We start from the raw sequence: 23203 nt of genomic DNA, 5'->3' as shown, positions 1-23203 counted from the left end.
GGGGGCACCGAGGCGCCCCCGGTGCGTCTTCCTGACGGACAGGAGAAAGTGACCATGCGTCACGGCAAGTACCCCTTCATCGTGGGGTTCCTCTTCCTTCCGATCGTGCTGTACGTCGGCCTGGTGCTCTGGCCGTACCTGCAGACCTTCGGATACTCCCTGACCAACTGGTCCGGGGCGAGCCAGGAGATGGATTTCATCGGCCTGGACAACTACACGAGACTCCTCGATGACGAGGTCTTCGCCGGTGCCCTCTGGCACAACCTGCTGCTGCTGATCCTGCTTCCGGTCGTCACCATCCTGATCGCGCTGTTCTTCGCCTTCATGCTGAACGTCGGCGGCAAGGGCGGCACCGGTGGCGTGCAGGGCGTCAAGGGCGCGCCGTTCTACAAGGTCGTCTTCTTCTTCCCGCAGGTGCTGTCGATCGCCATCCTCGCCGTGCTCTGGGGCGCGGTGTACCGCACCGACCAGTCCGGCCTGGCCAACGGCATTCTGATCAAGCTCGGCCTGGCCACCGTGAACGACCCGGTGCAGTGGCTGTCCGATCCCGACCTGGTCATGTGGTGCGTGCTGGCGGTGCTGGTCTGGTCCGGCGTCGGCTTCTACCTGGTGCTGTTCTCGGCCGCCATGCAGGGCATCCCGAAGGACATCTACGAGGCCGCCCTGCTGGACGGCGCCAAGCGCGGTCAGACCTTCTTCAAGATCACCCTGCCGCTGCTCTGGGAGACCGTCCAGACCGCCTGGGTCTACCTGGCCATCGTCGCCATGGACGCCTTCGCGCTGGTCTCCTCGATCACCCCCGGCGCGTACTTCGGCGGTGGTCCCGACCACCACAGCGAGCTCATCTCGACCTACCTGATGCGCAGCTTCCTGCGCAACGGTGAGGCGGGCTACGCCTGTGCGATGGGTGTGGTGATCTTCTTCTTCACCCTCATTCTGACCATCGTCTCGCTGTGGGCCACCAAGCGCGACAAGATCGAGTACTGAGCGGGGACCGGACATGAGCACTCTCGACAAGACCGCGAGCGTCCCCGGTCAGCGCGGCAGCAAGCCCAAGCCGGGCAAGGACCAGCGCTTCGCCGACAGCGGCGGCGTACTGAACGTCTTCTCGCACGGCTTCCTGGCCATCTGGGCCGTGCTGATCCTGCTGCCGCTGCTCTGGGTCGTGCTCGGCTCGTTCAAGACCGACGCGCAGATCAACGGCTCGGCCTGGAGCTGGCCGGCCCACTGGGGCTTCGACGCCTTCTCCCGCGCCTGGTCCAAGGGCATCGGCGGCTTCTTCGCCAACACCGTCATCGTGCTGCTGGGCTCCGTCACCCTGACCATGCTGCTCGGCTCGATGGCCGCCTACGTGCTGGCCCGCTACGAGTTCAAGGGCAACCGGTTCATCTACTACCTGTTCGTCGCGGGTTCGATGTTCCCGGTGTACCTGGCCCTGGTGCCGCTGTTCTTCATGGTCCGCAACCTCGGTGAGATCTCGCCGTACCTCGGTCTGAACAGCTACGCCGGCCTGATCCTGGTGTACGTCGCCTACTCGCTGCCGTTCACCGTGTTCTTCATGTACTCGTTCTTCCGCACCCTGCCGAGCGCGGTGCACGAGGCCGCGATGCTGGACGGCTGCTCGCACACCCGGACGTTCTTCCAGATCATGGTGCCGATGGCCAAGCCCGGCCTGATCAGCGTGGGCATCTTCAACGTGCTCGGCCAGTGGAACCAGTACATCCTGCCGGTCACCCTGATGCAGCCCACCACGGCCGGCGAGGCCGACCACTCGATGCTCGCCCAGGGCCTGGTCAACCTGGCCCTGCAGTCCGGCTACAAGAGCGACGCCCCGGCGCTGTTCGCCGGTATGACGATCGCGATGCTGCCGGTCCTGGTGGTGTACCTGTCCTTCCAGCGCCAGGTCCAGGCGGGTCTGACCTCCGCCACCCTCAAGTAGCGTCCGCCGTACGGCAGAAGGCCCGGCCCCCGTTCCAACTCGGAGCGGGGGCCGGGCCGTTGTGCACGGGTGGGCTACTACTGGGCGTCGCAGGCCTGGGCGCGCAGGGCGCGGGCCAGGTCGTCGCGGCACTCCAGCACCAGGCGGCGCAGCGCGGGCGCGGCCTCCTGGTGGGCGGTCAGCCAGGCGTCGGTGGCCGCCAGGGTCTCGGGCGTGGTCTGGTAACGCGGGTAGAAGCCGCCGACGATCCGCATCGCGATCTCGATCGAGCGGTCCGCCCAGATCGACTCCAGCATCTCGAAGTACGGCTCGGCGTAGGCGGCCGTCAGCTCGCGCTGCCCGGCCTGGTTGAAGCCGGCGATCTGCGCCTCGACCAGGGCGTTGGGCAGTTCGTCGGAGTCGACGACCGAGGACCAGGCGGCGGCCTTGGCGCCCGGGGTGGGCAGTGCGGCCAGGCACTGGGTGTGCTGGCGGCGGCCGCTGGCGGTGTTGTCGCGGGCCAGTTCGGCGGCCAGCTCCTCGGTGTCGGCCGCGCCGTTGGTGGCGAGGGACAGCCAGAGGTTCCAGCGCAGTTCCTGGTCCACCGTCAGGCCGTCGATCCGGGTGGTGTCCTCCAGCAGGCCGCGCAGCAGCTGCAGGTGGTCGGCGCGTTCGGCGGTGTCGGCCAGGAAGCGGGCCCAGGCGAGTTGGTGGTCGCTGCCGGGGGCGGCCTGGGCGAGTTCGCGCAGCGCGATCTCGGCGAGCGCGGTGCCGTAGTCGGCGCGGCGGGCCGGGTCGGCGTACAGCTCCAGGGCGGTGCCGGCCTGCTGGTGCAGGGACTGCAGCACGCCGATGTCGGACTCCCGGCCGGCGAAGCGCTGCACCAGGTCGAGGTAGTCGCGGGTGGGCATCAGCCCGTCCCGGGTCAGGTTCCACACCGCGGACCAGGCCAGCGCCCGGGCCAGGCCGGTCTCCCCGGTGAGGTCGCCGAGGCCGGTGCGCAGGGTCTCCAGCGAGCGCTCGTCGAAGCGGACCTTGCAGTACGTCAGGTCGTCGTCGTTGAGCAGCACCAGCGCGGGCAGCGAGCGGCCCGCCGCCTCGGCGACCACGGTGCGGGCGCCGGTGACGTCCAGCTCGTGGCGGTCGGTGCGCCGCAGCGAGCCGTCCTCGGCGCGGTCGTACAGGCCGACCGCGATCCGGTGCGGGCGCAGCACGTCGCCGTCCTGGCGGATCGCCAGTTCGGTGATCCGGCCCTCGGCGTCGTGTGCGACCTCGGGGGTGAGGGTGTTGACGCCGGAGGTCTGCAGCCAGGCGGCGGACCAGGCGCGCAGGTCGCGGCCGCTGGTCTCCTCCAGGGCGTCCAGCAGGTCGCCGAGGACGGTGTTGCCGAACGCGTGCTTCTTGAAGTAGCGGCGGGCGCCCTCGAAGAACGCGTCCCGGCCGGCGTACGCGACCAGCTGCTTGAGGACGGACGCGCCCTTGGCGTAGGTGATGCCGTCGAAGTTGAGCTTGGCGTCTTCCAGGTCGCGGATGTCCGCGGTGATCGGGTGGGTGGTGGGGAACTGGTCCTGCCGGTACGCCCAGGCCTTGCGGCGGTTGGCGAAGGTGATCCAGGCGGAGCGGTACTTGGTGGCCTCGATCTGCGCGAACGAGCCCATGAAGTCGGCGAACGACTCCTTCAGCCACAGGTCGTCCCACCACTTCATGGTGACCAGGTCGCCGAACCACATGTGCGCCATCTCGTGCAGGATCACGTTGGCGCGGGACTCGTAGGCGGCCTCGGTGACCTTCGAGCGGTAGATGAACTCCTCGCGGAAGGTCACGCAGCCCGGGTTCTCCATGGCGCCGATGTTGTACTCGGGGACGAAGCACTGGTCGTACTTGCCGAACGGGTACGGGTAGTCGAACTCGTCGTGGAAGAAGTCCAGGCCCTGCTTGGTGACGGTGAGGATCTCGTCGGCGTCGAAGTACGGGGCCAGCGACTGGCGGCAGGTGGTGGCGAGCGGGATCTCCAGCACGGTGCCGTCGGGCAGTTCGCGCGAGTAGTGGCCGCGCACCACGTGGTACGGGCCGGCGACCACGGCGGTCAGGTAGGTGGAGATCGGCTTGGTCGGCGCGAACTCCCAGGTGCGGGTGTCGCCGTCCTCGGTGATCCGGGCGGGCACCGCGTTGGCGTACACGTCCCAGGCCGCCGGGGCGGTCACCGTGAAGCTGAACGGGGCCTTCAGGTCGGGCTGTTCGAAGTTGGCGAACACCCGGCGGGCGTCGGCCGGCTCGTAGTGGGTGTACAGGTAGGTCTCGCCGTCCGCCGGGTCGACGAAGCGGTGCAGGCCCTCGCCGGTGCGGCTGTAGGCGCACTCGGCGACCACCGTCAGCTCGTTGCGGTCGGCGAGCTCCGGCAGCGCGACCCGGGCGCCGTCGAACACCTCGGCCGGGTCGAGCCGGCGCCCGTTCAGCTCGACCGAGACCACCTCGGGGGCGAGCAGGTCGGCGAAGCTGGACGCGCCCGGGGTGGCGCAGTCGAAGGAAATCCGGGTGGTGGAACGGAAGGTGGGCCGGCCGGGGTCGGCCGCCGCACTCACGTCCAGGTGGACGCGGTAGCTCTCCACCCGGATGATCCCGGCCCGGTCTCGGGCCTCCTCACGGCTCAGGTTTTTACCCGGCACGGCGGTACTCCTCTGTATGGAACACACGGCTTTGGGAGTGTTCATGGCACCCCTTCGGGGGCATCCTTTCACGCCGTTCCCGCGGTGCCATTGCACTGGATGAGGAATCATCACGCCCGGGTCCGGGTTGGGGTTCCGAGGGGGCGACGCCCCCGCACCTTCTCGATCGCCGACACCGAGGACGCCGCCCGTGAGCACCGCTGACTCTCGCAAGACCGCCGACTTCTGGTTCGACCCGATCTGCCCGTGGGCCTGGATGACGTCCCGCTGGATGCTGGAGGTCGAGCAGCTCCGCCCCGTGGACACCCGCTGGCACGTGATGAGCCTGTCCGTCCTCAACGAGAACCGCGAGGATCTGCCCGAGCAGTACCGCGAGCTGCTGGCCGCCGGCTGGGGCCCGGTGCGGGTACTGATCGCCGCCGCCGAGGCGCACGGCGAGGAGGTGCTCGGCCGGCTCTACACCGAGCTCGGCACCCGCTTCCACAACCAGGGCCTGCCCAACACCCGGGAGACCGTGGTCGCCGCACTCACCGCCGCCGGGCTGCCCGCCGAGCTCGCGGACGCCGCCGACACGGACGCCTACGACGAGAAGCTGCGCGCCTCGCACGCGGCGGGCATCGGCCTGGTCGGCGAGGACGTCGGCACCCCGGTGATCGCCGTGGACGGCCCGGACGGCGACCGGATCGCCTTCTTCGGCCCCGTCGTCACCCCGACCCCGCGCGGCGAGGCGGCCGCCCGGCTCTGGGACGGCACGCTGCTGGTCGCCTCCACGCCCGGCTTCTACGAGATCAAGCGCACCCGCACCGCGGGGCCGTCGTTCGAGTAGCCCGCACCCGCAGAAGCCCCCGCATCCGATGCGGGGGCTTCTGTCTGCGTCAGGCCGCCGGTGCCGCCCGACGGCCGCGCAGGTGGCCGACGACGGCCAGCACGACCGTCAGGCCGGCGGTGAAGTACAGCTGGATGCGGTTCGCGGAGTCCAGCGTCATCAGCACCAGGACCACCGCGATCGCGGCCAGCGCCGCGTACGTCAGGTACGGGAACGCCCACATCCGGACGGGGAGCTGCGCCGCCGGCAGCTTCCGGCGCATCCGCAGCTGGGCGACGGCGATGAAGGCCCACACCACCAGGACGGCCGCGCCGACCATGTTCAGCAGCCAGGAGAAGACCGTCTCCGGCCACCAGTAGGACAGCAGCACGGCGAGGAACCCGAACCCGCAGGACGCCAGCACGGCGCGCCGCGGCACGCCGCCGGAGACGCGGGCCAGCGCGCGCGGGCCGTGGCCGCGGGCGATCAGCGAGTGCGCCATCCGGGAGGAGCCGTAGATGTTGGCGTTCATCGCGGAGAGCAGCGCTATCAGCACCACCACGTTCATCAGCTCCGCGGCCCCCGGGATGCCGAGGGTGTGCAGCACGGCGACGTAGGGGCCGGGCCGAACCACGGACGGGTCGTCCCACGGCACCAGGGTGACGATCACCGCCATCGAACCGACGTAGAACAGGGCGATCCGCCACATCGCGGTGCGCACCGCGAGGGCCACGCTGCGCCGGGGGTTCTCCGACTCGGCGGCGGCGATGGTGACGGTCTCCAGCCCGCCGTACGCGAAGACCGAGGCCAGCAGTCCGGTGACCAGTCCGGCGGTGCCGTGCGGCAGGAAGCCGTGGTGACCGGTCAGGTTGGAGGTGCCGGGGGAGGAGGTGCCGGGCAGCAGGCCGAGCACGGCCAGGACGCCGATCACCAGGAAGGCGCTGATCGCGAGCACCTTGACCGCGGCGAACCAGAACTCGAACTCGCCGAAGTTGCGGACGGCGGCCAGGTTGGTGACGCAGAAGAAGGACATGAAAACGGCGACCCAGATCCAGGACGGGACGCCGGGCAACCAGCCGGAGACGATGCCGGCCGCGCCGATCGCCTCCACGGCGACACCGACACACAGCAGCACCCAGAACAGCCAGCCGGCGGTGAACCCGGCCCACGGGCCGATCTCGCGCTCGGCGTGCACCGAGAACGAGCCGGAGGCGGGGCGGGCGGCGGACATCTCGCCGAGCATCCGCATGACCAGCATCACCAGCAGCCCGGAGGCGGCGAAGGCGAGTACCACGGCGGGCCCGGCGGCGGCGATCCCTGCGCCGGAGCCGACGAAGAGGCCGGCCCCGATCACTCCACCGAGCGCGATCATCGACAGGTGGCGCTGCTTGAGTCCGTGGGCCAGGCCGGCGTCCTCGGCAGCGCCGGCGGCGTCCGGCCTGGCGGACGCGCGGGCTGAGGTGGGAGTACGGGTCATGCGGGGGGATTTCCAGACTGTGCGACAGCCCGACCATTTCGGCGGGATCTGTCCACTATTCGGCATATGGCGTGGACGCCCCAATCGGGACCGGCATCCGGACGCCTTTCCGACGGACCGTGACGACCACGCCACCGTGTGCACTCGGTGAGGGCTTGGTCACAGGCCGGACCCGACAAGCCCGGCCCGGTCGGCTTTGTCGTGCCCCGACGCGGCGGCCGAGCCCCGGCGCGGCTAGGTTCACTGGTGATCAATCCATCGGAAACCCGGGAGCAGCCATGGCCATCGCCGCGTCGATACCGTCCACCGCCGTCCTCGCCGACCTGCTGCCGCAGGCGTCCACCCGGATCGGCGCGCGGGCCCGCGACCTGGCCCTGGTGGCCGGTGGCGCCGCGCTGACCGGCATCGCCGCCCAGCTGTCCGTTCCCGTGCCGGGCTCGCCGGTGCCGGTGACCGGCCAGACCTTCGCCGCGCTGCTGGTCGGCACCGCGCTCGGCGCCCGCCGCGGCGCCGCCGCGCTCGGCCTGTACCTGGTGGCCGGCGCGGCCGGCCTGCCCTGGTTCGCCGAGGGCACCTCTGGCGCGGGCATGGCCACCTTCGGCTACGTGATCGGCTTCGTGCTGGCCGCCGCCCTCACCGGCGCGCTGGCCCGCCGCGGCGCCGACCGCAGCCCGCTGCACACCGCGGGCGCGATGGCGCTCGGCAGCCTGGTGATCTACGCGGTCGGCGTGCCGTACCTGGCCTACGCCCTGGACGTCCCGCTGGCCAAGGCCGCGAGCCTCGGCATGTACCCGTACCTGATCGGCGACGCGCTGAAGATGGCGCTCGCGATGGGCGTCCTGCCGCTCACCTGGAAGCTCGTCGGCCGCCGCTGACAACCCGTCGCCCACCGGGCCCGCCGCCCCTGCCGGGGTGCGGGCCCGGTGGCATGTCACACTCGTCTCCATGCGCGTCTACCTGGGCTCCGACCACGCCGGATACGAACTGAAGAACCACCTCGTCGAGTGGCTGAAGGAGGCCGGGCACGAGCCGGTCGACTGCGGCCCGCACATCTACGACGCCGAGGACGACTACCCGCCGTTCTGCCTGCGGGCGGCCGAGCGCACCGCCGCCGACCCCGAGGCGCTGGGCGTGGTGATCGGCGGCTCCGGCAACGGCGAGGCGATCGCCGCCAACAAGGTCAAGGGTGTCCGCGCCGCGCTGGCCTGGAGCGAGCAGACCGCCGCCCTCGGCCGCGAGCACAACAACGCCAACGTGATCTCGGTCGGCGGCCGGATGCACACCCTGGACGAGGCCACCAAGTTCGTCGAGATCTTCCTCAACACCCCGTACAGCGGCGAGCCCCGGCACACCCGCCGGATCGAGATGCTCTCCGAGTACGAGACCACCGGCGAACTGCCGCCCGTCCCGGCCCACCACCCGCAGGGCTGATCCGGCCACAACGCACCGCGCCCGCCCGGGAGTCGTCCCGGGCGGGCGCGCGCTTTCCGGCAGCTGATCAGAAGTTGTGCGGCAGCCAGGGCTCCAGGCCCGAGCGGAACGCCGCCGACACCGGCTCCAGCGCCCCCGGCCGCAGCTCCCGCACCAGCCCCGCCGCGGCCAGCGCCACCAGCGAGGTGCCGCCCAAGTAGGCCGAGCCCAACTCGCGGACGTCCAGCTCCAGTTCGGCCGGCTCGTCGGTCCGCACGCAGGAGGCCGGCTTCCCCGGCGCGGCCGTCAGCCGCCAACGGCCCGCGTTCCACGGGCAGAACGCGTCGGTGACCTCCAGCACCACGTCCACCGGCTGCGCCCAGCCGCGCGCCTCGAGCGCCTTCGGCAGATCCACCAGCCGCACGAACATGGCGTCCACCAGCCGGGGCGTCAGATGTCGGACGTCCGACACCAGGTGCAGCAGCGGGTCGTCGGCCGGCAGGTTGAACGCCTCCACCCGCTCGGTCAGGTCCAGGTCCAGCAGGAACTCCCACAGCCGGGCGTACACCCAGGGCTGCTCCGCCTGCACCGTGCGGACCCGGACCACCCCGGCCGCGCCGCGCTCGTTCCACTCGCTCTTCACCGCGTACCTGGCGTAGCCGAGCAGCTCACCGGTGGCCGGGTCCTCCGCCACCACCGACTGCAACGCGGAAAAGCCCCCGCGGGACTGAGGCGCGTCCAGCACCGGCAGCTTCTCCCAGCCGGGCAGGCGCAGCAGCATGCCCGGACGGCCGGTGGCGAGACGGGCGTACAGCTCCTCGCAGCGCGCCAGTTCGGCCGCCGGATCGACCAGCCGCAGCACCACATCGCCACGCCGCTCCGGGGTGTGCACCCGCACCCGGCCGCGGGCCATCGACACCACCGCCTTGCGGGTGGCCTGCCCGTAGCCGAACCGCCCGTAGATCGCCGGCTCGGACGCCGTCAGCACCGCCAGCGACTCCCCGGCCGCACGCACCTCGTCCAGCTGACGGCGCATCATGGCGGTCAGCGCGCCGCGCCGCCGGTGGGTGGGCAGCACACCCACCATCGTCACACCCGCCGCCGGGACCACCGCGCCGCCCGGCACCACCAGCCGGAAGCTGAACGCGGACGCGGTGCCGACGATCCGCTCGCCCTCGCAGACCGCCAGCGAGCGCTCCACCTCCGTCAACTCGTGCCACAGCGCCCGCTCCTCGGGTGCCTCGCCGGCCCCGCCGAAGGCCACGTCCAGCACGTCGTACCAGGTGTCCCACTCCTCGGCGCGCAGCGGCCGTACGGACAGATCGGGGTGTCGAATCGTCATGAGGCCCTGCCTACCACCCGATCCGGAACCGCGCGACCGATTTGTCGCGCCCATGCCGTCACCCGATATCCGGCGCACGGCCGAAACCCGCCGGAGCGTGCCACCCCCGTTGCACTCGGTGCCACCGGGCCGTCGACGCGCGCACCGGCGGTGGATAAGGTCGGTCCCCATGGCCGGCAGTGCGCGCCCCAGAGCGACGGGCCGGGACGGCGGACCGTCCCGCGAGCCCGTGACGGCCCGGCTGCGCGCTGCGCTGTACCGGGCCCGACGCAGGCTGCGCCGCACCGGCGTCGACTACTTCCGCGGCGACGGCGCCGACTGGTGGGCGTTCGCCGCCCTCGCCCTCGCCGTGCCCGTCCTGGTGCTCCTGAACATCCTGCTCCCCGACTGGGCCCCGCCCACCGCCCTGGTGCTGCCCGTGCTGGCCGGCGCGCTGCTGCTGCGCCCCGGCACCCTGGTGCTGCTGTACGCCGTCGCCGCCGCCGGACTGATCACCGAATCCCTGGTGCACACCGGCGAACGCGTCGCGAGCGCGCGGCCCGAGGCCTACACCCACGGCGTCACCCCCGGCTCCGCGTTGGTGGTCGGCGCGGTCGGCGTCGCCGGACTGCTGGTCGCCCAGTTCCGCCGCCGGATCGGCGTGCCCTGGCGCGGCGGCTCCACCATGCTGTTCGACCTGCGTGAACGGATCCGGATCCAGGGCCGCTTCCCGCACCTGCCCGACGGCTGGCACACCGACACCGCGCTGCGCCCGGCCGGCGGCCAGTCCTTCTCCGGCGACTTCATGGTCGCCGCCCGCACCGGCCCCGGCGGGCGGATGCTCGAAGCCGTCCTCGCCGACGTCTCCGGCAAGGGCATGGACGCCGGCAGCCGCGCCCTGCTGCTGTCCGGCGCCTTCGGCGGCCTGCTCGGTTCGCTGCCCGCCCACGACTTCCTGCCCGCCGCCAACGGCTACCTGCTGCGCCAGGACTGGGCGGAGGGCTTCGCCACCGCCGTCCACCTGGTGGTCGACCTGGACACCGGCGAGTACGAACTGCTCTCCGCCGGCCACCTGCCCGGCATGCACCGCCTCGCCGGGGCCGGGTACTGGGAGGTCAAGGAGGCCGAGGGCCCGCTGCTCGGCATCTACGACGAGGCCAAGTTCGAAGGGGTGCGCGGCACCCTCGGCCCCGGCGACCTCCTGATGCTGTGCACCGACGGCATGGTGGAGATCCCCGGCCGCGACCTCACCGAGGGCATGGACCGGCTGATGGGCGAGGCCGACCGGCTGGTCGCCACCGCCCCCGGGGCGGTCCGGTCCGGCGCCGCGGTCCGGCTGATCGACACCGTCGCCAAGCACGTCAACGACGACCGCGCGGTGCTGCTGATCTGGCGCCGCTGAACTTCCGTCAGGTGCAGACTCGGTGAGCGCGGAGTGTCCACGGAGTGTCAAACCCGGGCGATGATCTTCGGCCAATTCCGGTACGCCGCCCGGGCCGGGCGCCGATGCCGGATCTGCCTGCCGGTTTGCCGCGCCGGCCAGCACCGACCGCCGCCCGCCGACGGGTTGTCAGAACCAGTCCGCTATCGTCGCGGTCGGCGAAAATCAGTCCTGCCAGGCGGGTTCGGGCACCGAGCGACCGGGCAAGTCCTTTACGCACTCAGCACGAGAGACCACACTGAGTCCGGATGGAGTGGTGGGGACACGGGGGGCAGGGGCCGGTTTCCGCCTGGGAGCCAACGCCGGCTTCCACCGAACCCCCGCCATGAATCGAGGAAGTGAGTCCCGGTGGCCTTCTCCGTCTCCGCGCTTGTCCTGTTCGGCATCATCGTCGCGATCTTCATTCGCAACAAGCAGCTGAAGACCGGGCACGCCATCGTCGCCGCCCTGTTCGGCTTCATGCTCAGCCAGTCGACCATGGCCGGCCCGATCCAGCAGTTCCTCACCTCGGTCTCCAAGGCCATCGCGTCGATCGCGGGCTGACGGCCTGTCGGCTCCCCGGCGGCACGCCACGACGGGCGGGATGCACCCCCGCGCCGTCCATTCGGCCTGCCCGCGGGTGACCAGGCTCACCCGCGACGTCACGCCAGGTCCGCGCCCGAACGCGCACGGTGGCCGAAGTCGCCCACCGTGCGGGGTTCGTACGCGCACCGTCATGATCCCGTACGCGCACCGCAGTGGCGGTGTCGGCACAGCGTGACCTGGTGGATCGTCAGCCCCTTCCCGATCCCGGGAGCGGGGCCGATCGGCGTTTGCCAGCCTCACGGGCCGTGGGATTTGCTTCCTCCGCAGCCCGGCCAGCGACCGGGCGGGCCACCGGACGGAACGCCTAGTCCTGCCGTCGTCCGGTGCCGACCAGATACCACGCCACGGCAGGAGCGGGGGAACCACAGGTAAGTCGCCGGGCCCGGGAACAACCGGGAACGGCTCGGGGTGAAGCCGCAGTTCCGCGGCCGGGCAACTCTCGCCCGAACCCGACAGCTCACCTCGCAGGCGTCGGAGAGGAACGCCTTCATGTCCGCTCAGGGCAAGCACCGCAAGCCGCGCCTGGCCACCATCGCCCGGATCGCCATCGCCACCGGTGTGGCCGGCGCCGCGATCGGCCTCCCGGTCACCGCCGCCTCCGCGCACACCTCCACCGACCAGGCCGGCAGCCGCCCGGCCACGGTCACGGCGGAGGCCACCCCCGTCGCCGACGCCGCCGCCCCGCACAGCTACCGGGTCGCCTCCGGCGACACCCTGTCCAAGATCGCTGCCGCGCAGCACGTCGACGGCGGCTGGGAGAAGCTGTACCAGGACAACCGTTCCGTGGTCGGCGGCAACCCCGACCTGATCTTCCCCGGCCAGAAGCTGGCGATCAACGGCCAGGCCGCCGCCCCCGCGAAGGCCCCGGCCGCCAAGTCCACCTCCACGGACACCGCCGCCGCGCCGAAGGTCGCCGTCAAGCCGGCCGACACCACCAAGCCGGCCGCCACCGGCACCGTCAAGTCGGCCACCACCGGCACCGTCAAGGCCCAGCCCGTGCCCCCGGCCCCGGCCGCCGCCGCGGTCACCGCCGTCCCGGCCGCCGCGAGCACCAGCGCGTCCGCCACCTACGTCGCCCCCGCGCCGGGCAAGGTCACCACCGGTTACAAGGTCGCCGGCTCCAACTGGGCCTCCGGCTACCACACCGGCATCGACTTCCCGGTCGCCACCGGCACCAGCCTCAAGGCCGTCGCCGCGGGCACCGTGGTCTCCGCGGGCAACGGCGGCGCCTACGGCAACCAGGTCATCATCAAGCTGGCCGACGGCAAGTACGCCCAGTACGCCCACCTGTCCTCGATCTCCGTCTCGGCCGGCCAGGCCGTGACGGCGGGTCAGCAGATCGGTCTCTCCGGCGCCACCGGCAACGTGACCGGCCCGCACCTGCACTTCGAGATCCGCACCACCCCGAACTACGGCTCCGACATCGACCCCGTCGCCTACCTGGCGGCCCACGGCGTCAACGTCTGATCCCCGCCTCACCCCCCGAAGGCCCCGCGCAGCCACCCAGGCTGCCCGGGGCCTTCGGGCTGTCCAGGAAGCGGCGACCGCGCCGTGGAACGGCAACGGCCCCGACTGCGTTGGCAGTCGGGGCCGTTGGCCGCGTGGAGCGGGTGACGAGAATCGAACTCGCGTGACCAGTTTGGAAGACTGGGGCTCTACCATTGAGCTACACCCGCAAAGGCGTACCCGCACCGCGTCGCGGTGGCGAGGACTGGATCAGGGTACCTGGTCGAGCCGGTGGATTGCACACTCCTTCCGCGTTGTCGGCTCGCGAATATCGCCCCGGCCGGAGGCGGCCCGACGTGTACTCTTCTGCTCGGCACCACGGGGTGTGGCGCAGGTTGGTAGCGCGTCCGCTTTGGGAGCGGAAGGCCGTCGGTTCGAATCCGGTCACCCCGACCGTGCGGCAGGGTCTCGTCCGTGGGCGGGGCCCTGTTGTCGTTGTGGGGCGCGGGCCCGGTGGGCCTGCTCCGGCGTGCACCCGGTGCCGGGCACAGTCGCTTTCGTGGTACCGGTAGGATGGACCGCTGGCGGTAGTACGGACAGCATTGCAGCCCCAACCGCCTATCGCCCTGACCGCAAGCCCCCTAGGAGACCTAACCGTGAAGAGCGCCGTCGAGACTCTGAACCCGACCCGGGTTCGACTCACCGTCGAGGTGCCCTTCGAGGAGCTCAAGCCCAGCCTCGACGCGGCGTACAAGAAGATCAACCAGCAGGTCACCGTCCCGGGCTTCCGCAAGGGCAAGATCCCGAACCGGGTCATCGACCAGCGCTTCGGCCGTGGCGCGGTGCTGGAGGAGGCCGTCAACGACGCGCTTCCGCGCTTCTACACGCAGGCCGTCGACGAGGGCCAGATCGACGTGCTGGGCCAGCCGGACATCACCGACATCGCCGGTGTCGAGAACCTGGTCGACGGCGGTGACCTGAAGTTCACCGCCGAGGTCGACGTCCGTCCCGAGGTCACCCTGCCGGACTTCGCCGAGATCGCCGTCGTGGTGGACCCGGTCGAGGTCACCGACGAGGACATCGAGAAGTCGCTGCAGCAGCTGCGCGAGCGCTTCAGCTCCGTGAAGGATGTCGAGCGCGCCGCCGCCGAGGGCGACGTCGTGGTCATCGACCTGGAGGCCAAGGTCGACGGTGAGGTGCCGGAGGACGGCACCGCCACCGGCGTGAGCTACGAGATCGGCTCCGGCCGCCTGCTGGACGGCATCGACGAGGCCGTCATCGGCCTGTCCGCCGGCGAGGCCAAGACCTTCACCACCACCCTCAAGGGTGGCACCCAGGTCGGCAAGGACTCCGAGGTCACCGTCACCGTGACCACCGTCCAGGAGAAGGAACTCCCGGAGCTGGACGACGAGTTCGCGCAGCTCGCGAGCGAGTTCGACACCCTGGAGGAGCTGCGCGGGGACTCCCGCAAGCGCCTTGAGCGGATGAAGGAGTTCGACCAGGCCACCCAGGCCCAGGAGAAGGTCCTCGACGAGCTGCTGACCCGGGTCGAGATGGACTACCCGGAGAAGCTGCTCGCGGACGAGATCGGCACCCGCAAGCACAACCTGGAGCACCACCAGCTGGAGCCGATGGGCCTGACCCTCGACACCTACCTGGCCTCCCAGGACAAGTCCCGCGAGGACTTCGACAAGGAGACCGAGGACCAGGCGAAGAAGGGCATCAAGACCCAGTTCGTGCTGGACCAGATCGTCAAGAACGAGGAGCTGGGCGTCAACCAGGAGGAGCTCACCGAGCACCTCATCCGTCGCGCCGCCGGCTCCGGCCTGACCCCGGACCAGTTCGCCCAGCAGGTCGTCCAGGGCGGCCAGGTCCAGCTCCTGGTCGGCGAGGTCGCCCGCGGCAAGGCGCTGGCCCTGGTGGTCGAGGCCGCCAAGGTCACCGACACCAACGGTGAGGTCGTCTCGTTCGAGGACGACGAGGAAGAGGTTGTCACCGAGGCCGCCGCCGAGGAGACCACCGAGGCCTGAGCCTCGTAACCGCCGGGAATCCGGCGGATCGCAGCACCGGGACGGGCCCGGGCACCGCATGGTGCCCGGGCCCGTTCGCGTGGGGCCCAGTCACCCTGCGCTCACAGCGAACAGTTCTGCGTGGGGGATTCAGCGGCGGGGCCTGCGCGTTAGGGTCGGTGGACAGCGACACACACGCAGATCGACTGAGCAGGTGGCTAAGTGACGTTCCCGCAGATGCAGATGCCTGGCCTGATGGCACCGCACGCCGCCGGCGGCGACGTGGGCGGCGGCCTGGGCGACCAGGTCTACAACCGGCTGCTCAACGAGCGCATCATCTTCCTCGGCCAGCAGGTCGACGACGACATCGCCAACAAGATCACCGCCCAGCTCCTGCTGCTCGCGGCGGACCCTGAGAAGGACATCTTTCTCTACATCAACTCCCCGGGCGGCTCGATCTCGGCCGGCATGGCGATCTACGACACCATGCAGTACATCAAGAACGACGTCGTGACCATCGCCATGGGCATGGCCGCGTCGATGGGCCAGTTCCTGCTGACCGCGGGCACCCCGGGCAAGCGCTTCTCGCTGCCGAACGCCAACATCCTGATGCACCAGCCCTCCGCGGGCCTCGGCGGCTCCGCCACCGACATCCGGATCCAGGCGGAGCAGCTGCTGCGCACCAAGAAGCGGATGTCGGAGATGATCGCCCACCACAGTGGGCAGACCTTCGAGCAGGTCACCGCAGACTCCGACCGCGACCGCTGGTTCACCCCGGAGGAGGCCAAGGCGTACGGCCTGATCGACGACATCATGCACAGCGCCGCGGACGTCCCGGGCGGCGGCGGCACCGGCGCCGGCCAGGCCGGCTGACCGGTATCGGAACCCAGACCGCACGCTTCGGAGGACCTGAGAACATGAACATCCCCAGCCTGTCCGGTGCCAAGGCCCGCCTGGAGGACATGCGGGCCGAGGGCCGCTACATCGTCCCGCGGTTCGTCGAGCGCACCTCGCAGGGCGTTCGCGAGTACGACCCGTACGCCAAGCTGTTCGAGGAGCGCATCATCTTCCTCGGCTCGCAGGTGGACGACGTCTCCGCGAACGACATCATGGCGCAGCTGATCTGCCTGGAGTCGATGGACCCGGACCGCGACATCTCGGTCTACATCAACTCCCCGGGCGGCTCGTTCACCGCGCTGACCGCGATCTACGACACCATGCAGTTCGTGAAGCCCGACATCCAGACGGTCTGCATGGGCCAGGCCGCCTCGGCCGCCGCGGTGATCCTGGCCGCCGGCACCCCCGGCAAGCGGATGGCGCTGCCGAACGCCCGGGTGCTGATCCACCAGCCGTACACCGAGACCGGCCGCGGTCAGGTGTCGGACCTGGAGATCCAGGCCAAGGAGATCTTCCGGATGCGCGAGCAGCTGGAGAGCATGCTGGCCAAGCACTCCAACAAGGAGGTCGAGCAGGTCCGCGAGGACATCGAGCGCGACAAGATCCTGACCGCCGAAGAGGCGCTGGAGTACGGCCTGGTCGACCAGATCATCTCGACCCGGAAGAACTCGTACACCGACTGAACCCTCGCCCCGGGGCGGCGCGTACGTGATGTACGCCCCGCCCCGGGGCGTTCCGGTCGGGGCCGCCGCCCCGGCACAATGGCTGTCGGGTCATGCACCCGGGACGGCATCTGTTCGGTATCAATTCGCCCAGGGCGTAGGGCAGAGCGGCCGAAGTCGGCGGAAACAACGGCTCGGCAGAGTACCGTCGGATACCAGACCGACCGCCGACGGCGCAGCCGGTCTCACAGCACCAGGCCCCGACCCCCGCGGGGCCCCTGGCGAAGGGGAAGCACCTCGTGGCACGCATCGGAGACGGTGGCGACCTGCTCAAGTGCTCGTTCTGCGGCAAGTCGCAGAAGCAGGTGAAGAAGCTGATCGCCGGGCCAGGCGTGTACATCTGCGACGAGTGCATCGACCTGTGCAACGAGATCATCGAGGAGGAGCTCGCCGAGAGCTCCGAGGTGCGCTTCGAGGAACTGCCGAAGCCCCGCGAGATCTACGAGTTCCTGGACCAGTACGTGGTCGGCCAGGACCTCGCCAAGAAGGCGCTGTCGGTCGCGGTCTACAACCACTACAAGCGCGTCCAGGCGGGCGAGGCCGGCCGTTCCGGCTCCGGCCGGGACGACGCGATCGAGCTGGCCAAGTCGAACATCCTGCTGCTGGGCCCGACCGGCTCCGGCAAGACGCTGCTGGCGCAGACCCTGGCCCGGATGCTGAACGTGCCGTTCGCGATCGCGGACGCCACCGCGCTGACCGAGGCCGGCTACGTCGGTGAGGACGTCGAGAACATCCTGCTGAAGCTGATCCAGGCGGCCGACTACGACGTCAAGAAGGCCGAGACCGGGATCATCTACATCGACGAGATCGACAAGGTCGCCCGCAAGAGCGAGAACCCGTCGATCACCCGCGATGTCTCCGGCGAGGGCGTGCAGCAGGCGCTGCTGAAGATCCTGGAGGGCACCACCGCCTCGGTGCCGCCGCAGGGGGGCCGCAAGCACCCGCACCAGGAGTTCATCCAGATCGACACCACCAACGTGCTGTTCATCGTGGGTGGCGCGTTCGCCGGCCTGGAGCGGATCATCGAGGGCCGGGCGGGTGCCAAGGGCATCGGCTTCGGCGCCACCATCCGCTCCAAGCGCGAGCTGGACGCCTCGGACCACTTCCGTCAGGTGATGCCGGAGGACTTGGTGAAGTTCGGGATGATCCCGGAGTTCATCGGCCGCCTGCCCGTCATCACCAGCGTGCACAACCTGGACCGCGAGGCGCTGCTGCAGATCCTCACCGAGCCGAAGAACGCGCTGGTGAAGCAGTACCGCAAGCTGTTCGAACTCGACGGCGTGGAGCTGGAGTTCACCCGGGACGCGCTGGAGGCGATCGCCGACCAGGCGATCCTGCGGGGTACCGGCGCGCGCGGTCTGCGGGCCATCATGGAGGAGGTGCTGATGTCCGTGATGTACGAGGTGCCGTCCCGTCAGGACGTCGCCCGCGTGGTGGTCACCGGGGATGTGGTCTCCAAGCACGCCATCCCGACCCTGGTCCCGCGCGACATGATCAAGCGTGAGCGCCGCGAGAAGAGCGCCTGACCCGGCGTCAACCCGGCGACAGCGAAAGGGCCCCGCACCGGTGAACGGTGCGGGGCCCTTTCATGTCCCGTGCGGCGGAGGCTACTTGGGGACCTCGGCGAGCTTGCGCAGCTCCTGGGCGTCCGCGATGACCTTCTCCTTGGTGACGCCGTCCTCGGCGGACATGTCGAGCTCCAGGACCATCACCACGGAGGAGCTGTCGGCCCAGACGCAGATGCCGCCGTTCTGGCCGCCCAACTCCAGGTTTCCGCAGGACATCCGGCCGCCGAGCGGGCCCGCGTCGACGTCGGTGCGGTTGGTGGCGCCGCCGCCCGGGAGGCTGCTGTACAGCGCGTCGACCTGCTTGGACGGCAGCAGCACGTGGCCGGTCAGGCCGGACACCAGCAGCATCTTCTCCTCGTCCGAGGACCGGTAGATGGCGCTGACCGGCTCGGGGTTGGTGAACGAGTCCTTCTCCGCCTGCATGCCGCTCTGCAGCTCGCTGGCCAGGTCCTTGGCGTCCGCGTCGTTCGGGTCGTTGGTCATGTCGTGGAAGGACTGCGGCAGGACGACCTTGTTCTTGCCGGTCTCCGCCGCGGTGTCGTAGATCAGGTAGCCGAGCACGCCCGCGCCGCCGAGAACCACCGCGGCCACCACGGACAGACCGATCCACAGGCCCTTGCGGGACTTCTTCGGCGCCACCGGGTAACCGGGCGGGTAACCGCCGGGGGTGCCGGGCGGGAACGCCTGCGGCGGCACGCCGCCACCGCCCCAGGCCTGCTGCGGGGCGGCCGGCTGGCCGTAGCCGCCCTGGGGTGCTGCGGGCACGGTCGGCTGGCCGTAGCCGCCCTGGGGCGCGGCGGGCGCGTCCTGCGGGGGTATCGAACCGTCCTGGGCAGGCGGGGGTCCGAAGCCGGGCTGCGGCGGGCCGAACTGGTTGTCGGACACGGGGCGATACTCCGTTCGAGCGTGAAGTGCGGTGCTGTGGTGGCTACTTGGTGACGGTCGCGGCGTCGCGCAGCTGGCGGGCGCGGGTGGCGGCCTCGGTGGTGCTGATGCTCTTGCCGGAGGGGTCCAGGGAGACGAACGCGACCACGCCGATGGTGGAGTGGCTGGCGAACAGGCACATCGGGATGCCCATCGAGGCCTTGCCGGTGCCGGTGTCCGAGGTGCCCACACCGCAGCGGAGCTTGGCGCCCGGGTCCGTCGGGTCACTGGCGTCGACGTCCGTCAGTTCCTGCTTCCAGACCAGCTTGCCCGCGGAGGCGTCGCTGCTGTCGCCCTCGTTGATCTTCTTGGTGACCGTGTCGAGCGCCTTGGCCGGGTCCGGGATCTTGCCCCAGGAACCGCTGAGGCTGGCCGCATCGGTGGTGGTCTTCTGGTAGGTCGCGGAGAGCGTGCCCTCGAAGGTGCCGACGCCTTCCAGGCCCTTCAGCCCGCCCTTCTCGTCGGCGTTCTTCTTGGTGTAGCCGGCGGCGCTCTCCGGCGCGGACAGCTTGTACTTGCCCTCGGTGTCCGAGCCCTTGGTGCCGCTCAGCGCCCACCAGGCGGCGCCGCCGCCGGCGGCCAGCACCAGGACCACCACCAGGGCGATGATCCCGCCCTTGCCCTTGGACGGGGCGGCCGGCGGCGGGAAGCCGCCGTAGCCGGGCTGGCCGGGCTGACCCGGCTGCTGGGGCATGCCGCCCCACTGCTGCTGGGGCGGCGGCGCCTGCTGCGGGTAGCCGTACCCCGGCTGCCCGGTGGGCGGCTGGGGGGCTCCGTAGCCGGGCTGCCCGGCGGGGGGCTGCGGAGCGCCGTAGGCCGGCGGCTGCGGAGCGCCGTACGCGGGCGGCTGGGGGGCGCCATAGGCCGGCGGCTGCTGCGGAGCGCCGTAGCCGGGCTGCGGCGGGGGAGCACCGTACGGCTGCTGCGGCTGCCCCTGCGGATACTGCTGCGGTCCCTGGCCCTGGCCGTACATATGTCTTTTCTCCCCCGCCGCCTCTGTTGCGCGGCCCCGTCCGGTCGACTATGCGGGCACGCTACCGTACAGCCCCCCCAGCGCGCCCGACCGGTCGCCGCACTGTCGGGTCACAACTGCCGCCGCGGCTTCCGTAAACTGTGCGTCGTGACCGACACGACGAACCAGCGCCCCGCGAGCAAGCCCGGGGACGAAGCAGCCACCCTCCCGACGACCTACGCCCCGGCCGAGGTAGAGGGCGAGCTGTACGAGCGCTGGGTAGAGCGTGGCTACTTCACCGCCGACGCGAAGAGCGACAAGCCCGCGTACACCATCGTCATCCCGCCGCCGAACGTCACCGGTGCGCTGCACCTGGGCCACGCGTTCCAGCACACGCTGATGGACGCGCTGACCCGCCGCAAGCGGATGCTGGGCTTCGAGGCGCTGTGGCTCCCGGGCATGGACCACGCGGGCATCGCCACCCAGAACAAGGTGGAGCAGCAGCTCGCCGAGTCCGGCCTGTCCCGGCACGACCTGGGCCGCGAGGCCTTCGTCGAGAAGGTCTGGGAGTGGAAGGAGAACTACGGCGGCCGGATCCTCGGCCAGATGCGCCGCCTCGGCGACGGCGTGGACTGGTCGCGGGAGCGCTTCACCATGGACGAGGGCCTGTCGCAGGCCGTCCAGACCATCTTCAAGAAGCTCTTCGACGACGGCCTGATCTACCGCGCCGAGCGCATCATCAACTGGTGCCCGCGCTGCCTGACCGCGCTGTCCGACATCGAGGTCGAGCACGAGAACGTCCCGGGCGAGCTGGTCTCGATCCGCTACGGCGACGGCGACGACTCGATCGTGGTCGCCACCACCCGCGCCGAAACCCTGCTGGGCGACACCGCGGTGGCCGTCCACCCGTCCGACGAGCGCTACGCGCACCTGGTCGGCCGGACCATCAAGCTGCCGCTGACGGACCGTGAGATCCCGGTGGTCGCCGACGAGCACGTCGACCCGGAGTTCGGCACCGGCGCCGTCAAGGTGACGCCGGCCCACGACCCGAACGACTTCGCCATCGGCCAGCGGCACAACCTGCCGAACCTGAGCGTGATGGACGAGCGCGGTGTGATCACCGTGCACGGCCCGTTCCTCGGCCTGGACCGGCTGGAGGCCCGCTCCGCCGTGGTCGGCGCGCTGCGCGAGCAGGGGCGCATCGTCGCCGAGAAGCGCCCCTACGAGCACGCCGTGGGCCACTGCTCGCGCTGCCACACCGTGGTCGAGCCGCGGCTGTCGCTGCAGTGGTGGGTCAAGGTCGAGCCGCTGGCCAAGGCCGCGGGCGACGCCGTCCGCGACGGCCGGGTCGAGATCCACCCGAAGGAGCTGGAGCGCCGCTACTTCGACTGGGTCGACAACATGTACGACTGGTGCATCTCGCGCCAGCTGTGGTGGGGCCACCGGATCCCGGTCTGGTACGGCCCCAACGGCGAGGTCGTCTGCGTCGGCCCGAACGAGCAGCCGCCCACCGGCGAGGGCTGGGTGCAGGACCCGGACGTCCTGGACACCTGGTTCTCCTCCGGCCTGTGGCCGTTCTCCACGCTGGGCTGGCCGGAGAAGACGGCCGACCTGGAGAAGTTCTACCCGACCGACGTGCTGCTGACCGGCCACGACATCATCTTCTTCTGGGTCGCCCGGATGATGATGTTCGGCCTGTACGCGATGGACGGCGAGATCCCGTTCAAGACCATCGCGCTGACCGGCCTGGTCCGCGACCAGTTCGGCAAGAAGATGTCGAAGTCCTCCGGCACCGCCGTCGACCCGCTGGACTGGATGGACGCCTACGGTGCCGACGCCGTCCGCTTCACGCTGGCCCGCGGCGCCAACCCCGGTGCGGACGTGCCGATCGGTGAGGACTGGGTCAAGGGCGCCCGGAACTTCTGCAACAAGATCTGGAACGCCACCCGCTTCGCGCTGATGAACGGCGCCACCGTCCAGGGCCCGCTGCCGGCCCCGGAGGAGCTGACCGCGGCCGACCGCTGGATCCTGTCCCGGCTGAACGCCACCGTGGCCGAAGTGGACGCGCTGTACGAGGACTTCGAGTTCGCGAAGGTCTCCGACGCGCTGTTCCACTTCGCCTGGGACGAGGTCTTCGACTGGTACGTCGAGCTGTCCAAGACCACCCTGGGCAAGGGCGGCGCGCAGGCCGACCACGCCCGCCGCGTCCTCGGCGAGGTGCTGGACGTGACGCTGCGTCTGCTGCACCCGATCGTCCCCTTCGTCACCGACGCGCTGTGGACGGCGCTCACCGGCGCCGAGTCGGTGGTGGTCGCCGAGTGGCCGAAGGACTCCGGCTACCGGGACACCGACGCCGAGTCGGAGATCGCCCAGCTCCAGCAGCTGGTCACCGAGGTCCGCCGGTTCCGCAACGACCAGGGCCTGCGCGACACCCAGAAGGTCCCGGCGCAGCTGGAGTTGGCCGGGCACCGGCTGGAGGTGCACGAGGCGGCGATCCGCTCGCTGCTGCGGCTGACGGCGCCGGAGGAGGGCTTCCACGCCACCGCCTCGCTGCCGGTGGCCGGCACCACCGTCTCGCTCGACCTGTCCGGCACCATCGACGTCCCGGCCGAACGCAAGCGCCTGCAGAAGGACTTGGCGGCGGCCGAGAAGGAGAAGGCGCAGAGCAACGGCAAGCTCGGCAACGAGGCCTTCCTGGCCAAGGCGCCGGACGAGGTGGTCGCCAAGATCCGGCTCCGGCTGGAGACCGCCGAGGCCGACATCGCCCGGATCACCGCCCAGCTCGCGGCGCTGCCGCAGGGCTGACCGCGCGTCAGGAAGGGCCGCTGCTCCCGCACTGCGGGCGCAGCGGCCCTTCGCTTTTCCCGAGTTGGCGCCGGCGGTTTGTCAATTCCCTTGGCCGCGCGTCGTCGTAACGGTTTCGCTGCGGCTATTCGTCCAGTATTCCCGGCAATTGGCGCACTCCGCCAAAGGGAATACATCGCGTTGCCGCCCCCCGCGCGTTCAGCGAACTTCGCACATCGAATGTGTACGGTGGGGCGGAGTTCCCATTCGGGCGGGGC

18 protein-coding genes, 2 tRNA genes and 1 riboswitch are annotated in these 23203 nt (G+C 70.7%); of the genes, 14 read left to right on the top strand and 6 right to left on the bottom strand.

From position 1 onward, the window contains the following. The first annotated feature begins 54 nt into the window (after positions 1-54). Both ACFV18_RS15800 and ACFV18_RS15795 read left to right on the top strand, forming a co-directional pair. On the top strand, positions 55-987 hold the full coding sequence (locus tag ACFV18_RS15800; RefSeq protein ID WP_043914005.1) for a carbohydrate ABC transporter permease: 933 nt from the start codon (positions 55-57) through the stop codon (positions 985-987). A 13-nt stretch (positions 988-1000) separates the two neighbouring features. Then, entirely contained in the window at positions 1001-1939 is a 939-nt protein-coding gene (locus ACFV18_RS15795; RefSeq protein WP_380483416.1) for a carbohydrate ABC transporter permease, read from the top strand. 77 nt (positions 1940-2016) lie between these two features. On the opposite strand, the gene pepN is transcribed toward ACFV18_RS15795, so the two are convergent. Continuing rightward, complete coding sequence (pepN, locus tag ACFV18_RS15790; protein ID WP_380483414.1) at positions 2017-4584, bottom strand: aminopeptidase N; 2568 nt, start codon at positions 4582-4584, stop codon at positions 2017-2019. A 190-nt stretch (positions 4585-4774) separates the two neighbouring features. On the opposite strand from pepN, the gene ACFV18_RS15785 reads away from it, so the two are divergent. Then, entirely contained in the window at positions 4775-5410 is a 636-nt protein-coding gene (locus ACFV18_RS15785; protein WP_380483412.1) for a DsbA family protein, read from the top strand. A gap of 49 nt (positions 5411-5459) precedes the next feature. Here the strand turns inward: ACFV18_RS15785 and ACFV18_RS15780 are convergent, their stop codons facing one another. Continuing rightward, positions 5460-6866: an amino acid permease gene (locus ACFV18_RS15780; protein ID WP_380483410.1), complete on the bottom strand. Its 1407-nt coding sequence runs from the start codon at positions 6864-6866 to the stop codon at positions 5460-5462. 278 nt (positions 6867-7144) lie between these two features. Here ACFV18_RS15780 and ACFV18_RS15775 point away from each other — a divergent pair, with 278 nt between their 5' ends. After that, positions 7145-7741, top strand: coding sequence for a biotin transporter BioY (locus ACFV18_RS15775; protein ID WP_380483408.1), 597 nt, complete (start codon positions 7145-7147; stop codon positions 7739-7741). 70 nt (positions 7742-7811) lie between these two features. After that, positions 7812-8297 carry a ribose-5-phosphate isomerase gene (locus ACFV18_RS15770; protein WP_043913997.1) on the top strand — a complete coding sequence of 162 codons (486 nt, stop codon included), beginning with the start codon at positions 7812-7814 and terminating at the stop codon, positions 8295-8297. 67 nt (positions 8298-8364) lie between these two features. Here ACFV18_RS15770 and ACFV18_RS15765 read toward each other — a convergent pair whose 3' ends face one another. Continuing rightward, the gene (locus ACFV18_RS15765; RefSeq protein WP_380483405.1) at positions 8365-9618 is read right to left on the bottom strand and encodes a GNAT family N-acetyltransferase; all 1254 of its coding nucleotides are present in this window, start codon (positions 9616-9618) and stop codon (positions 8365-8367) included. Positions 9619-9787: 169 nt separating this feature from the next. Between ACFV18_RS15765 and ACFV18_RS15760 the strand changes: the two genes are divergently transcribed. From ACFV18_RS15760 to ACFV18_RS15750, 3 genes are all read left to right on the top strand, one after another. Beyond that, on the top strand, positions 9788-10999 hold the full coding sequence (locus ACFV18_RS15760) for a PP2C family protein-serine/threonine phosphatase (RefSeq protein ID WP_380483403.1): 1212 nt from the start codon (positions 9788-9790) through the stop codon (positions 10997-10999). A gap of 387 nt (positions 11000-11386) precedes the next feature. Next, positions 11387-11581 carry a hypothetical protein gene (locus tag ACFV18_RS15755; protein WP_035862776.1) on the top strand — a complete coding sequence of 65 codons (195 nt, stop codon included), beginning with the start codon at positions 11387-11389 and terminating at the stop codon, positions 11579-11581. Between the two features lie 372 nt (positions 11582-11953). Next, positions 11954-12107: riboswitch (cyclic di-AMP (ydaO/yuaA leader) on the top strand. A gap of 5 nt (positions 12108-12112) precedes the next feature. Beyond that, complete coding sequence (locus ACFV18_RS15750) at positions 12113-13090, top strand: peptidoglycan DD-metalloendopeptidase family protein (protein ID WP_380483401.1); 978 nt, start codon at positions 12113-12115, stop codon at positions 13088-13090. Positions 13091-13225: 135 nt separating this feature from the next. Here the strand turns inward: ACFV18_RS15750 and ACFV18_RS15745 are convergent. Continuing rightward, a tRNA-Gly gene (locus ACFV18_RS15745) sits at positions 13226-13299 on the bottom strand. Between the two features lie 149 nt (positions 13300-13448). Here ACFV18_RS15745 and ACFV18_RS15740 point away from each other — a divergent pair. The 5 genes from ACFV18_RS15740 (at position 13449) to clpX (ending at position 18223) form a co-directional block, all read left to right on the top strand. Beyond that, a tRNA-Pro gene (locus ACFV18_RS15740) sits at positions 13449-13522 on the top strand. Positions 13523-13725: 203 nt separating this feature from the next. Then, positions 13726-15099 (top strand): trigger factor, encoded by a 1374-nt coding sequence (tig, locus tag ACFV18_RS15735; RefSeq protein ID WP_380483399.1) that lies wholly within the window; start codon positions 13726-13728, stop codon positions 15097-15099. Positions 15100-15321: 222 nt separating this feature from the next. Beyond that, positions 15322-15951, top strand: coding sequence for an ATP-dependent Clp protease proteolytic subunit (locus ACFV18_RS15730; protein ID WP_380483471.1), 630 nt, complete (start codon positions 15322-15324; stop codon positions 15949-15951). Positions 15952-15995: 44 nt separating this feature from the next. Beyond that, entirely contained in the window at positions 15996-16658 is a 663-nt protein-coding gene (locus ACFV18_RS15725; protein WP_380483397.1) for an ATP-dependent Clp protease proteolytic subunit, read from the top strand. Between the two features lie 278 nt (positions 16659-16936). After that, the gene (gene clpX, locus ACFV18_RS15720; protein ID WP_073812376.1) at positions 16937-18223 is read left to right on the top strand and encodes an ATP-dependent Clp protease ATP-binding subunit ClpX; all 1287 of its coding nucleotides are present in this window, start codon (positions 16937-16939) and stop codon (positions 18221-18223) included. 81 nt (positions 18224-18304) lie between these two features. Here clpX and ACFV18_RS15715 read toward each other — a convergent pair whose 3' ends face one another. Both ACFV18_RS15715 and ACFV18_RS15710 read right to left on the bottom strand, forming a co-directional pair. Beyond that, positions 18305-19150 (bottom strand): hypothetical protein, encoded by an 846-nt coding sequence (locus tag ACFV18_RS15715; protein WP_380483395.1) that lies wholly within the window; start codon positions 19148-19150, stop codon positions 18305-18307. Between the two features lie 43 nt (positions 19151-19193). Further along, on the bottom strand, positions 19194-20162 hold the full coding sequence (locus ACFV18_RS15710) for a hypothetical protein (RefSeq protein ID WP_380483393.1): 969 nt from the start codon (positions 20160-20162) through the stop codon (positions 19194-19196). A gap of 147 nt (positions 20163-20309) precedes the next feature. Between ACFV18_RS15710 and ACFV18_RS15705 the strand changes: the two genes are divergently transcribed. Then, positions 20310-22946 carry a valine--tRNA ligase gene (locus ACFV18_RS15705; protein WP_380483391.1) on the top strand — a complete coding sequence of 879 codons (2637 nt, stop codon included), beginning with the start codon at positions 20310-20312 and terminating at the stop codon, positions 22944-22946. The last annotated feature ends 257 nt before the right edge of the window (positions 22947-23203 follow it).

It is taken from the genome of Kitasatospora sp. NPDC059673, assembly GCF_042734215.1.
Taxonomy (GTDB): Bacteria; Actinomycetota; Actinomycetes; order Streptomycetales; family Streptomycetaceae; genus Kitasatospora.
The sequence above is the reverse complement of the archived record's forward strand: the minus strand, read 5'-3'. Positions and strand labels throughout refer to the sequence as shown.

What these genes read in the sequence shown, in the direction of transcription:
- ACFV18_RS15800 (WP_043914005.1), top strand. Translation starts at nt 55, where the DNA reads ATGCGTCACGGCAAGTACCCCTTCATCGTGGGGTTCCTCTTCCTTCCG.
- ACFV18_RS15795 (WP_380483416.1), top strand. Translation starts at nt 1,001, where the DNA reads ATGAGCACTCTCGACAAGACCGCGAGCGTCCCCGGTCAGCGCGGCAGC.
- ACFV18_RS15780 (WP_380483410.1), bottom strand. Translation starts at nt 6,866, where the DNA reads ATGACCCGTACTCCCACCTCAGCCCGCGCGTCCGCCAGGCCGGACGCC.
- ACFV18_RS15775 (WP_380483408.1), top strand. Translation starts at nt 7,145, where the DNA reads ATGGCCATCGCCGCGTCGATACCGTCCACCGCCGTCCTCGCCGACCTG.
- ACFV18_RS15770 (WP_043913997.1), top strand. Translation starts at nt 7,812, where the DNA reads ATGCGCGTCTACCTGGGCTCCGACCACGCCGGATACGAACTGAAGAAC.
- ACFV18_RS15765 (WP_380483405.1), bottom strand. Translation starts at nt 9,618, where the DNA reads ATGACGATTCGACACCCCGATCTGTCCGTACGGCCGCTGCGCGCCGAG.
- ACFV18_RS15760 (WP_380483403.1), top strand. Translation starts at nt 9,788, where the DNA reads ATGGCCGGCAGTGCGCGCCCCAGAGCGACGGGCCGGGACGGCGGACCG.
- ACFV18_RS15750 (WP_380483401.1), top strand. Translation starts at nt 12,113, where the DNA reads ATGTCCGCTCAGGGCAAGCACCGCAAGCCGCGCCTGGCCACCATCGCC.
- ACFV18_RS15730 (WP_380483471.1), top strand. Translation starts at nt 15,322, where the DNA reads ATGCCTGGCCTGATGGCACCGCACGCCGCCGGCGGCGACGTGGGCGGC.
- ACFV18_RS15725 (WP_380483397.1), top strand. Translation starts at nt 15,996, where the DNA reads ATGAACATCCCCAGCCTGTCCGGTGCCAAGGCCCGCCTGGAGGACATG.
- ACFV18_RS15710 (WP_380483393.1), bottom strand. Translation starts at nt 20,162, where the DNA reads ATGTACGGCCAGGGCCAGGGACCGCAGCAGTATCCGCAGGGGCAGCCG.